9 protein-coding genes are annotated in these 12,654 nt (G+C 59.9%); 3 read left to right on the forward strand and 6 right to left on the reverse strand.

The features are described 5' to 3' along the window. Nucleotides 1–4: 4 nt before the first annotated feature. A complete protein-coding gene (locus tag V6S97_RS19315; RefSeq protein ID WP_060727214.1) occupies nt 5–502 on the reverse strand; it encodes a Csu type fimbrial protein in 498 nt (165 codons plus the stop codon). 363 nt (nt 503–865) lie between these two features. Here V6S97_RS19315 and V6S97_RS19320 point away from each other — a divergent pair, with 363 nt between their 5' ends. Then, a complete protein-coding gene (locus V6S97_RS19320) occupies nt 866–3,655 on the forward strand; it encodes a bifunctional aconitate hydratase 2/2-methylisocitrate dehydratase (RefSeq protein WP_060727213.1) in 2,790 nt (929 codons plus the stop codon). Between the two features lie 334 nt (nt 3,656–3,989). Then, nucleotides 3,990–4,625, forward strand: a complete 636-nt coding sequence (gene catB / locus V6S97_RS19325) for a type B chloramphenicol O-acetyltransferase (RefSeq protein ID WP_060727212.1) — start codon at nt 3,990–3,992, stop codon at nt 4,623–4,625. A gap of 46 nt (nt 4,626–4,671) precedes the next feature. On the opposite strand, the gene V6S97_RS19330 is transcribed toward catB, so the two are convergent. From V6S97_RS19330 to V6S97_RS19350, 5 genes are all read right to left on the reverse strand, one after another. Beyond that, nucleotides 4,672–6,474, reverse strand: coding sequence for an NAD(P)/FAD-dependent oxidoreductase (locus V6S97_RS19330; protein WP_080865040.1), 1,803 nt, complete (start codon nt 6,472–6,474; stop codon nt 4,672–4,674). A gap of 114 nt (nt 6,475–6,588) precedes the next feature. After that, nucleotides 6,589–7,662 carry a 2,3-butanediol dehydrogenase gene (locus V6S97_RS19335; RefSeq protein ID WP_060727211.1) on the reverse strand — a complete coding sequence of 358 codons (1,074 nt, stop codon included), beginning with the start codon at nt 7,660–7,662 and terminating at the stop codon, nt 6,589–6,591. Nucleotides 7,663–7,813: 151 nt separating this feature from the next. Continuing rightward, nucleotides 7,814–9,706: a sigma-54-dependent Fis family transcriptional regulator gene (locus tag V6S97_RS19340; RefSeq protein ID WP_060727210.1), complete on the reverse strand. Its 1,893-nt coding sequence runs from the start codon at nt 9,704–9,706 to the stop codon at nt 7,814–7,816. A gap of 153 nt (nt 9,707–9,859) precedes the next feature. Next, nucleotides 9,860–10,171, reverse strand: coding sequence for a tetratricopeptide repeat protein (locus V6S97_RS19345; RefSeq protein WP_334427645.1), 312 nt, complete (start codon nt 10,169–10,171; stop codon nt 9,860–9,862). Nucleotides 10,172–10,267: 96 nt separating this feature from the next. After that, a complete protein-coding gene (locus V6S97_RS19350; RefSeq protein ID WP_060727208.1) occupies nt 10,268–11,347 on the reverse strand; it encodes a LacI family DNA-binding transcriptional regulator in 1,080 nt (359 codons plus the stop codon). Nucleotides 11,348–11,584: 237 nt separating this feature from the next. Here V6S97_RS19350 and V6S97_RS19355 point away from each other — a divergent pair, with 237 nt between their 5' ends. Further along, complete coding sequence (locus V6S97_RS19355) at nt 11,585–12,562, forward strand: substrate-binding domain-containing protein (protein WP_003521644.1); 978 nt, start codon at nt 11,585–11,587, stop codon at nt 12,560–12,562. Nucleotides 12,563–12,654 lie beyond the last annotated feature (92 nt).

A 12,654-nucleotide genomic window follows, 5' to 3' on the forward strand; every position in this document is an offset into this window, starting at 1 on the left:
GCGATCAGTAATTGAGCGTGGCCGTCACCGTATCGGTATAGACGCCGACCGCGGGTGTCGTCTGGGCAGGTACGCGCCCATAGACAGTGAAGGTCTGCGGTGCCCCGGTTCCCGTTCCCGTTTGCCGGTCCGTCCCCACGGTGTTCCCCCACACCGTGCTATGTGCCGCAGTCGTATAAAGCGAGTAGGAAATGGTCGCGCCGGCGGGCGACGTCATCAGCCGGTTGGCGACCGTCGCCCCCGAGCCGGCGCCGGCGCTGAGGCCCAGGCTGAAGGGTGTGCTGGCCGTGCATTGCACGATAACATCACTGGTCGCATCGATATCGCTGCCGATTACGCCATTGGTGCCGAAATTGAGATTGCCGGCCGAGTTGATCTGGCATGCCGCCTGAATGGTGATCTGCACCGTGAAATTCGTCGAGGCGACCTGCGCAAGGCTTGATGCCGGTGTGAAAACCAGTGCCGCCAGCGATAACAAATAGCTTGATATAGAAAACCGCATGCTGCCTCCCCAAGCTTCGCGCTGCCGATTTCGCCATACGCGATCTCGAATTACTCCGATAACGAGTAATTAGAATAAGCTAATATTCGCGCCCATTTGGTTAATAAATCCTTAACGGACGAGGCTGGAAAACTTCCGGGTGAAATGAGCTATTGGCTGCAACTTTATGAGGATGACACCAGGCCAGCGCTGAGTGCCTCGAAAGCGGCATTTTATCCGTCCACTCGTTCTTTACCGGAGTGCGGCATCTTGTCAGCGGCCCCCGGTTGGCGTAGTCGAAAACGACAGAAACCCGGGGCTTTCAACGCTACCTGCCGGTGGCGTTGTGTTTGGCTCCACAGACACCATGACGTTGGGATCGCGATGACACTTTATTTGGATTACCTGGCTGAAATCAAAAGCAGAGAACCACAGGGTCTCGCGCCCAAGCCGATTGATGACGGTGGACTGACGGCCGAGATTATCGAGCTGATCAAGGATGCCGGCAGCGAGCATCGCGCCGATGCCCTGAAGTTCTTCATCTACAACACCCTGCCGGGCACGACGAGTGCTGCGGGTGTCAAGGCTGCCTTCCTGAAGCAGATCATTCTCGGCGAAGCGATCGTGCCGGAAATCACGCCTTCCTTCGCGCTGGAACTGCTGTCGCACATGAAGGGCGGCCCGTCGATCCGCGTGTTGCTCGACATCGCGCTCGGCAACGACACTGCGATTGCTGCCGCCGCCGGCGAAGTGCTGAAGACCCAGGTCTTCCTTTACGATGCCGACATGTTCCGCCTGCGCGATGCCTACAAGGCGGGCAACGCCATCGCCAGGGAAGTGCTGGAAAGCTACGCCAAGGCCGAATTCTTCACCAAGCTTCCCGACGTTGAAGACGAGATCAAGGTCGTCACCTTCATCGCCGCCGAAGGCGATATTTCGACCGACCTTCTTTCCCCCGGCAACCAGGCGCATTCGCGCTCGGACCGCCAGCTGCACGGCCAGTGTATGATCTCGCCGGAAGCGCAGGCTGAAATCGTCGCGCTGCAGAGGCAGCACCCCGACAAGCGCGTCATGATGATTGCCGAAAAGGGCACGATGGGCGTCGGCTCGTCGCGCATGTCCGGCGTCAACAACGTGGCGCTGTGGACCGGCAAGCAGGCCAGCCCCTATGTGCCCTTCGTCAACTACGCCCCCATCGTCGCCGGCACCAACGGCATTTCGCCGATTTTCGCCACCACTGTCGACGTGACTGGCGGTATCGGCATCAACCTCAAGAACTGGGTGAAGAAGCTCGGCGAAGACGGCAAGCCGATCCTCAACAATGACGGTAATCCGATCCTCGAGCAGAAATACTCGGTCGAAACCGGCACAGTTCTCAAGATCGACGCCAAGAACCGCAAGCTGCGGGATGAAAACGGCACCGAGCTTGTCGATCTCGCATCTTCCTTCACCCCCCAGAAGATGGAGTTCATGAAGGCCGGCAGCTCCTACGCCATCGTCTTCGGCAAGAAGCTCCAGACATTCGCCGCTGAAACGCTCGGCGTCGATGCGACACCTGTGTTCGCGCCCAACAAGGAAATCTCCATCGAAGGACAGGGCCTGACCGCCGTCGAGAAGATTTTCAACCGCAATGCCGTCGGCGTCACGCCCGGGAAGGTGCTGCATGCCGGCTCCGACGTTCGCGTCAAGGTCAATATCGTCGGCTCGCAGGATACCACTGGTCTGATGACCGCCCAGGAACTGGAAGCGATGGCGGCCACCGTCATTTCGCCGCTGGTGGATGGCGCCTATCAGTCGGGTTGCCACACGGCCTCCGTCTGGGACAAGAAGGCGCAGGCGAACACCCCGAAGCTCATGTCCTTCATGCACAATTTCGGCGTCATCACAGGGCGTGACCCGAAAGGCGTCTATCACTCCATGACGGACGTGATCCACAAGGTGCTGAACGACATCACCATTGATGACCGGGCAATCATCATCGGCGGCGACAGCCACACCCGCATGTCCAAGGGCGTTGCCTTTGGTGCGGACTCTGGCACCGTTGCACTGGCGCTGGCGACTGGCGAGGCGACCATGCCGATCCCGCAGTCGGTCAAGGTTACCTTCAAGGGGACGATGCAGCCTTATATGGACTTCCGTGATGTGGTGCACGCTACGCAGGCACAGATGCTTCAGCAGCACGGCGACAACGTCTTCCAAGGCCGTATTATCGAAGTCCACATCGGCACGCTGCTCGCCGACCAGGCCTTCACCTTCACTGACTGGACAGCCGAAATGAAGGCCAAGGCGTCGATCTGCATTTCCGAAGATGAGACGCTGATCGAATCTCTGGAGATCGCCAAGTCGCGCATCCAGATCATGATCGACAAGGGCATGGACAATGCCGCCCAGACGCTGAAAGGCCTGATTGACAAGGCAGATCAACGCATTGCGGAAATCCGTTCAGGTGAAACGCCAGCCCTGAAGCCGGACGCCAATGCGAAATATTTCGCTGAAGTTGTTGTCGACCTCGATGTCATCAACGAACCGATGATCGCCGACCCTGACGTTAACAACAACGACGTTTCGAGACGCTACACACACGACACGATCCGCCCGGTATCCTATTACGGCGCGACCAAGAAGGTCGATCTCGGCTTCGTCGGCTCCTGCATGGTGCATAAGGGCGACGTGAAGATCGTCGCGCAGATGCTGCGGAACATCGAAAAGGCTGAAGGCAAGGTCGAGTTCAAGGCGCCGCTCGTCGTCGCCGCGCCGACCTACAACATCATCGATGAGCTGAAGGCGGAAGGGGATTGGGAAATCCTCCAGAAATATTCCGGCTTCGAGTTCGATGACGCCAATCCGAAGACGTCCAACCGCACCGAATACGAAAACATCCTGTATCTCGAGCGTCCGGGCTGCAACCTTTGCATGGGCAACCAGGAAAAGGCGGCAAAGGGCGACACGGTTCTGGCAACGTCCACTCGTCTCTTCCAGGGACGTGTCGTTGAAGACAGCGCCGAAAAGAAGGGTGAATCGCTTCTTGCCTCCACACCGGTCGTGGTGCTCTCGGCCATCCTCGGCCGCACACCGAGCATCGAGGAATATCGCTCCGCTGTAGACGGGATCGACCTGACAAAGTTCGCCCCGCCGAAGGTAACGCCGATCGATTCCCAGTCGGTCCATTACTAAGACCGAAGTCGTCGCGGGCGCGGGCCAAGGACGCCCGCGCCGGCGATGCGTTGAATATGCCGAATTAACGAGGACAGCGGGGAGAAGTCCCCGCTGTTGCGTTATGTGCCGGCGGAATTCCGATGTCAGCCATTGCAGGCTTCATACATGTCTTGGCTTGGCCTTCGCCGGTTTTTGCGGTAACCAGACTGCATGATAAAAGCCTCGAGTATCACCTGCATCTAGCTCCCGCCGTTGCGTGAGGAGCATCGAGCGAAAAGCCGACAGGCTTGGCGCTCGGCGTCGGCTTGCCTTGAGGCAAGCGAGTGCGAACATATGCAGTGAGATTACTCCAATGGAAAACTACTTCGAAAGCCCGTTCCGGGGCATCACGCTTGACAAGCAGGTCAAGAACCCGAACCTCGTGGTCGGGAAATACAGCTATTATTCCGGTTATTATCACGGCCACAGCTTTGAGGACTGCGCCCGTTATCTGTTGTCGGATGAAGGCGCGGACAGGCTGGTGATCGGAAGCTTCTGTTCGATCGGTTCGGGCGCCGCCTTCATCATGGCGGGCAATCAGGGCCATCGCAACGAGTGGGTCAGCACCTTCCCGTTTTTCTTCATGCCCGAGGTGCCGGAGTTCGAAAATGCAGGGAATGGTTATCTGCCGGCGGGCGACACCGTCATCGGCAACGATGTCTGGATAGGCTCGGAAGCCATCATCATGCCCGGCATCACGGTTGGTGATGGCGCCGTGATCGGAACGCGGGCGCTGGTGACGAAGAATGTCGAGCCCTATGCCATTGTCGGCGGCAATCCCGCAAAGACGATCCGCAAGCGGTTTGATGATGGCAGCATCGCCCTCTTGCTCGAGATGAAATGGTGGGAGTGGCCGGCGGAGCAACTGAAGGCGGCAATGCCGCTCATGACCAGCGGCAATGTCGCGGAGCTTTACCGGTTCTGGCAATCCGATAGGTCCCAGTCGTAAAAACGCCCGGCCCGCCTCATCGAGACGGGCCGGAACTCCCTTAGGGTCAGGACAGATGATGTGGCTTCTGAAGGCCGTAAACGGGTGTTTTCAGGCCCACCTGTCTCGCCTTTAGCTGGAGCGAGAGATATTGCGAATAGTGCCGCGATTGATGCAGGTTGCCGCCGTGGAACCACAGCGCCTGCTGTTGTGTCGGCTTCCACATGTTGCGCTGCTCGCCTTCCCATGGGCCGGGATCCTTGGTGGTGTCGGAACCGAGGCCCCAGCATTTGCCCACCTTGTCCGCCACCTCACGCGAAATGAGATCGGCCGCCCAGCCATTCATCGAACCATAGCCGGTCGCATAGACCACCAGATCGGCAGGCAGTTCCGTGCCGTCCTTCAGCACCACGGCATTCTCCGTCAGGTGCGAGACATCCACCCCGGATTTCAGCTTGATCGAGCCGTCGATCACGAGGTCGCAGGCCCCGACATCGATGTAATAACCCGATCCGCGCCGCAGATATTTCATGAAGAGGCCGGACTCGTCGTCACCGAAATCGAGCATGAAACCGGCTTTCTCAAGCGCGGCATAAAAGTCGGCATCCTGTTCGCGAATGCGATCGTAAACGGGAACCTGGAATTCATGCATGATCCTGTAGGGCAGGGAGGCGAAGATAAGGTCGGCCTTGCGCGTGGTCATGCCGTTTGCCACCGCCCGCTCGGAATAGAGGTCGCCAAGACCGATATCCATCAGCGAGCCGGATTTGACGATATGGGTGGAGGACCGTTGCAGCATGGTGACGTCAGCGCCCGCTTCCCAGAGCGCTGCGCAGATATCATGCGCCGAGTTGTTGGAACCGATCACCACGACCTTCCTGCCGGCGTAGGCGTCCGGACCCGGATGCTGCGAGGAGTGCTGCTGCTCGCCCTTGAAGACATCCTGTCCGGGGAATTTCGGGATATTCGCCTTGCCTGACATGCCTGTCGCCAGCACCAGCTGTTTCGGCCGCAGCACGACCTCGTTGCCCGCTTGGTCGACAACCACGGTCCATTCGCCCGTCGCCTCGTCATATCGGGCGGACTTGCAGGTGGTGGAGCCCCAATAATTCAGCTCCATGACTTTTGTGTACATTTCCAGCCAGTCTCCCACCTTGTCCTTCGGCGTGAAGACGGGCCAGTTTTCCGGGAACGGAATGTAGGGCAGGTGGTCGTACCAGACGGGGTCATGCAGGCAGAGCGATTTGTAGCGCTTGCGCCAGCTGTCGCCGGGCCGTTCATTCTTCTCGATGATGATCGCCGGCACACCGAGTTGGCGAAGCCGCGCGCCGAGCGCAATACCGCCCTGTCCGCCGCCGATAATGACGACATAGGGCTGCTCCGAATAGCCGAGTTCGGCGGCCTCAGCCTCGCGTTTTTCCTTCCAGGTCCGGCGGTTGCGGTCGTGGCCATGCTCCGCGCCCATCGGGCGGCGGATGCCCTTCGGCTCTTCGTGGCCCTTCAGTTCGCTCATGGTGGTGAGCAATGTCCAGATCAGCCCGTCCTTCAGGCGGATATGGCCGTAACCACGGGCGACACCGGTCTCGAACTCGAACCAGCCTTCGGTGACGCCATCGCCTTCCGAGGCCTGCTCCTTCACATCCTGCACCAAGCCCGAGGGTTTGATGGCGGAAAGCTGGCTCGTCAGCATGTCGCGGATCTGCTCACGGCCTTCCAGCGTTTTCAGGTTCCAGGTGAAGGTTACGAGGTCGCGCCAGTAACAATCGGCCTGAAACAGGTTGACGGCGTCGTCTATGTCTCCATTTTCCAGCGCATTACCGAGCTTGGAAAGAACCGTGTCGATTTTAGTGGCGGGACTGACATCAAGCATATTCATCTCCTCCATGGTGCTTGGTCTGATGGGTGGAGCGGCGAAATCACCGCCCCGAAAGCCTGTGCCCTCGGCATAGCGGGCTCCTCTCCCGGCATGCCTTGGGAGGCAGGCCTATTTCGAAAGATCGATCAGGATCTTCAGATGGGTGCCGGCGGGGTCGAGCAGGGCATCGAAGCCCTCAGACACGGCCGTATCTAGCGTGATGCGCTTGGTAACGATCTTCGTCGCCGGCAGCAGGCCGGAGGCGATGAGCCGGATGACCCGCGGCCAGTAATGGGTCGGATAGGCCCATGAGCCCTTGATCTCCAGATCGCGGAATGTCACCTGGAACCAGTCGATCGGGTTTTCATGCGGATGCAGCCCGGTCTGTACGACGACGCCCTGTTTGCGCACCGCATCGACGCAGGCCTTGAGCGCATGTTCATTGCCTACGCATTCAATGGCGACATCGCAGCCGACCTTGCCTTCCGTTGCTGCGCGCAAGACATCGCCGACATTGTCGCGCTTCGGGTTAATGGTGATGACGTCGGGGACGATGCTGCGGGCAAGCTCAAGGCGGGCGTCATTGAGATCGGACACGAAGAGCTGGGCAGCGCCGGCCGCACGCGCTGCCAGAAGCGTGAGCATGCCGATCGGGCCAGCGCCCGTGACCAGAACGCTGTTGCCGGCGGTGACGCCGCCGCGGTCGCAGGCATAGACAGCAACCGCTGATGGTTCAACGAGTGCGGCCTCTTCATCTGTCATCTCGTCGGGAATCTTCTGGACGTTATATTCGTTGACGAGTGCCGCCTGCGCCATGCCGCCGCCTTCCCAGCTGAGACCGACCAGCGCCAGCTGCGTGCTCAGATGAAAGAGGCCACGGTCGGCGAAATAGTCACCGGATCGCGGCATGATGAGCGGCTGGATCGAGACGCGATCACCGACGCCGACCGAGGTGACGCCTTCGCCGATGGCCTCCACGACGCCGCCGAATTCGTGACCGAGAATTTGCGGGCCATGTGCGCCGGTAAAGGGGTGCGGTTCGGTGGGGATGAAGATCGGACCGTAACTATATTCATGCAGATCGGTGCCGCAGATGCCGACGAATCGGTTGCGGACAAGAACCTGTCCCGGCCCCGGCCGTTTCGGCTCGGGAATGTCTTCAACCCGCAGGTCCCTGGCTGCATGAAATCTGAGCGCGCGCATGTTCTCTCCTCGATGGCTCCTGATGCCAGAGAAGGTGCAATGCCCGTGCCAGCGCGGTTTGCCGTGCCGGAAGCCCGAAATCGCGGGGTTTTACCAGAGTGACGGTTTTATACGGCGCCACAGCTGTGGCGCGACAGCCGTGGCGCATGCCTCACTTTTTCTGGTGAGGCTTTCCGAGGCCGAGGCGTCGCATTCGCCGGTGCATGGTCGTGCGGTCAATGCCGAGCCGGCGCGCGGCCTCCGACACATTGCCGTTGCAGGCGGCCAGAAGCGCGCCGAGATCGGCACCGCGACTGTCGATCATGAGGGCTGACGTTGCGGAGACAAGTTGATCGGGAAGGTCTTCCGCCGTAATCACCCCGTCATCGCAAAGGGCGGCGGCAAAGGCTATCGCATTGTCCAGCTCGCGGATATTACCGGGCCAGCGATGGCTAAGGATCGACATCCGGGCGGCGTTGGAGAGCGTCAGGGGACGACCCGGCAGCCCATGTTTTTCCAGAAGCCTATCGAGGAGCCAGGGGAAGTCGTCGCGCTCGCAAAGCGCCGGCAAGGTTAGCACGGCCGCATTCAGGCGGTAGTAGAGATCTTCGCGGAAATCACCTGTCCGTACCATGTCGCTCAAGGGGCGGTGGGATGCGGAAATCACCCTGAAATCCACCTTCTGTGGGGTGGAGCCACCGACGGGCAGAATCTCGCCTTCGGCCAGCACCCGCAAAAGGCGGCTTTGTGCCGCAAACGGCATGTCGCCGATTTCGTCGAGGAAAAGCGTTCCGCCTTGTGCCTCTTCCACCAGTCCCTTGCGTCCTTTCGCCAGCGCACCCGTGAAGGCTCCCGGCAGATAACCGAACAATTCGCTCTCGATCAGCTGTTCGGGAATGGCGGCGCAATTGACGGCGACGAAGCGGCCGGAAACGCCGCTGGCGTCATGAATGATGCGGGCGAGATGTTCCTTGCCAGTTCCGGTCTGGCCCTGCAGCAGGATCGGCAGTTTTGCAGGCGCCAGTTTTTCCACCTTGCGCCTGAGGTTTCGAACCGCCGGTCCATCGCCGCCGATCTCTTCCATGACAGGCTGGGATTTCGGATGGGCAAGCGGCACGGTCGACCGGCGCTGCTGCGGTTCGATCGCGTGCGCATAAAGCACCGTGCCGTCCTTCACGACGATGCGCCTCTCCTGCGGCAGGCTTGACCGGGTGAGGGAGGCGAGTTCATCGAAGCCGGCCTCGAAAAACTCCTCCACGCGCTCTCCGAGGAGGCGTTCCGGCATGCGCCAGTCAAGCCCGCGCGATGCGGCGAGAAGGCGGGCGGCGGCGTGCGTCATGCCCGTTATCCGGCCAGAGCCATCGACGGACAGGGCCGCTTCGGGGTCGACATCCAGAAATTCGGGCGCGCCAGCAAAGCGCAGCACGAGATCATGACGGCTGCTGGCCATCAGATTTGCCAGTTCGATCCTTCGCACGGTCGACGAAACCAGATGTCGCGCCATGTTCTGGCTGGTCTTGAGGATGGGGGAACTCAGCAGCGAAATATCGAGTACGGCGGTGAGTGCGCCCTGGGTATCGTAGATCGGGGCGGCGGTACAGGAAAGCGGCGTATGTGTCACATCAAAATGATCGGTCTGGTGGATCGTCAGCGCTTCGCCGGTGGCAATGCAGGCGCCGACGGCGCAAGTGCCGGCGCGCGGTTCCGACCATTCAGAGCCCAGGTAAAGCCCGGCCTTGCGCAGATTGTTGTTGAATGACGGGTCGCCCAGAAACTCGACCGTCACTCCCTGCTGATCCGACAGAAGCAGAACGTAATTCTGCTCCGCCACCTGCCGGTACAGCCGCTCCAGGCCGGAACGGGCGATGTGGACGAGGTCTTCCGCCCGCTGGCGATGCTCGCGCAGGCATGTTTCGGAAACGATGACGGCTTCGCGGGCCTTGGCCGGATCAAGCTGATAGGTATCGAGACAACGCCGCCAGGATTCAAGCACCACCGCATCGCGGCCGGTATTCCTGCCCTGTCCGACGTGCTCGATTTCCTTGATGTGATCCGAAAAACCCATAAATCACCGGCCCTCGACAGCCGCCTCCCGTGATTTTTCCGGCGATCATAGCCAGTTTTATGAAATCTGGCTAACCTTCCGGCGATTTTTTGCGCATGGGCTCGATTGTGCTGGCAACGACGCGACCGAGTTGCGCCCGTGATTCCCGTCTTATCAACTGACGCCCTTTAAACTGCGTGACCGTAAACGTCGCAGCCGGACCTCCATCTGCCTTTTGGCCTGAATGTCGCCACGCCTGATGGCCACCGACATGCCTTTCACCCACGCCGCAATGGCGCCGTCCTCATCTCCCAACCGTGCGCAGCATTCGCCGAGTTCGGCCCAGACCGCCGAATAGTCTGGGTCCTGCCGGATAGCCTCCTGCAGATGATGCGCGGCATCTTCGAATTGCCCTGCGCCCGCCAGAGTCCTCGCGATTGAAAAGCGCAGGAGCGGACTGTCCCGTCCGTCTTCCAGCATCTTCATGAGTTTTTCTATCATCGTTATCCCGTTGCAATGGTGAAGCACCATGCAATCGGTACGACCTCAAGCACAGTTGAGGTCAAGCGGTATTCCGCGCGTTCATCTGCCCATGCGGCGTAATGCAACCGGGTCCCAGATATCGTCGAGCGGGCCTTCCAGCGCGGTTCGCGGGGGAATGAGCTGCGGTTCGATAATGATGACCTCGGGTTCGCTCCGGTTCTCTTCCAGCAGTTCGAAACCCTTTTCGAGCATCTGCGCGATATCGGGCTTGATCATATAGACAGGGAAGGGAAGGAACGATGCGAACGGGTCGTAGTCGAAGCAGCCGACCACGATGTCGCCGAAGGTCTCACCGTCATGACGCCCCATGAAACGAAGCAGCCCTTCGAAATTTATCGATGAGTTGACGAAGAAACAGCGGGGCAGGCGGCCCCTGCGCTCGAAGAAACCTTCGAAAGCCAGTTCCGTCATGCGAGGGGAATAGCCGGTAATCTCGATATCGTCTCCACTCTCAGCCCCGAAATAGGCGGCCTTGGCAGCGTGGAAGCCGTCGATGCGGGCGCGGCTGGCGTGGTCGTCGTGACCACCGAACAGGATGACGTCATCAGGACCGAGAGGCCCGCCTTTTGCCGCATGGGCAAGGATTGCCGATGTCAGTATTTCCGCGCCGCGCCTGTTGTCGGAAATGACCGAGGACGCAAACTTGCCGGGAAGATCGATATTGACGTGCGGCAGCGCCGCGCGGGCGCAGACCTGGTGCACGCCGTCGGGATCGGTCACACCGGCAATGAAGAGCGCATCGATCGAATAGGCGATCAGGGTCTCCACGGTGCGACGTTCTTCCTCGGGATCGCGCCGACCGGAGACGACCATGGGCGACAGGCCGCGTTTGCGCGCCTGCCCCTCGAAGGTCTGCGCCATAGAGGAAAAGAACCGGTTGTCATAAACGGGCACCAGAAGCCCGACGAGACCGGATTTCGAGCTCCTCAAACCGCGGGCCTGCAGGTTGGTGGTGTAGCGATGCGCCTTGGCAAGCGAGAGAATCTTATCGGCAGTCTCCTCGGAAATCCGCCGCTTGCGCCATGATCCGTTCAACACGGCGCTTACCGTCGAGGCTGATGCGCCCGACAATATCGACAAGTCATAAATGGTGGCTTTCTTGGAACTTATGCCCGTCACTGTGATCTCCCCAACTGATTCCAATTATTAGAGCAGGCGTCCCCTTGACGGAAGGGAGCTTCATGATATGGTTATTGCACCATCGATTGTGCAACTTGGCAATATCGATTGTGCAAGATGGTTGCTGTGGGAGTGGCAAGGGAGAGTCTCGAATAAGCGAGATGAGAAATTTTGAACGCGCCAGATGAGAAATGGCTGCGGCGGGTTTCGGTTGCCGATTTTTTGAGGAGGAACATCATGAAGAAAATTATTGCTGCAGCGGTCGGCCTGTCGCTCGCGCTGCTTTCATCCGCCGCCTTTGCCGAAGGGCCGAAGGTTGGCGTCGTCGTCAAGATCGGCGGCATTCCGTGGTTCAACGCCATGGAGGCCGGTATCAAGGAGCAGAGCAAGAAGCTCGGCGTTGACGGTTTCATGGTCGGCCCGACCAGCGCCGACCCGGCGCTGCAGGTTCGCGCCATCGAGGACCTGATCGCCCAGAAGGTCGATTTTATCGGCGTCGTGCCGAATGATGCAAAGGTGCTGGAGCCGGTGCTGAAAAAGGCCCAGGCAGCCGGTATCAAGGTCATCACCCATGAATCGCCCAAGCAGCTTGGCGCTGACTGGGATTTCGAGCTCGCCTCCGCCAAGGGTTTCGGTGAAGCGCATGGCAAGCTCCTGGCGGAAAAGATGGGCGGCAAGGGCTCCTATGCTGTCTTCGTCGGCTCGCTTACGGTTCCGCTTCATAACGCCTGGGCGGATGCCGCCATCGCCTATATCAAGGCCAATTATCCCGACATGAAGCTGGTCGGCGATCGCTACGGTGTCGCTGAAGACCTCGACAAGAGCCGTTCGACGGCGCTTGACCTGATGTCCGCCAATGCTGACCTGAGTGGTTTCCTCGCCTTTGGTTCGCAGGGGCCGATCGGTGCCGGCCGCGCCGTCGAAGAGCGGCGCAAGGATGGCAAGGTCTTCGTCATCGGCCCGTTCTCGCCGGGGCAGGGCGCGAAGCTCATCAAATCAGGCGCGCTGACGGGGGGCTTCATGTGGAACCCGAAGCAGGCCGGTGAAGTCTTCATCACCCTCGCCGATCGTATCGCCAAGGGCGAGACGCCCAAGGCCGGCGACAATATCGAAGGTCTAGGCACCATCAATCCCGAGGGTAACACCATCGTCGTCGACCAGCTTTTGAAGATCGACAAGGAAAGCATCGACAAGCTCGTTTCCATGGGCCTCTGATCCTCCCCAAGGCCAAGGGCGTCGCGCGGGTGCGATACGCGCGCGACGCCTCATCAGGAAAACATGCCGAGCGCCACGTCTGCAAAGCTGCC

It is taken from the genome of Agrobacterium sp. CCNWLW155, from assembly GCF_036888815.1.
GTDB classification, from domain to species: Bacteria; Pseudomonadota; Alphaproteobacteria; order Rhizobiales; family Rhizobiaceae; genus Agrobacterium; species Agrobacterium radiobacter.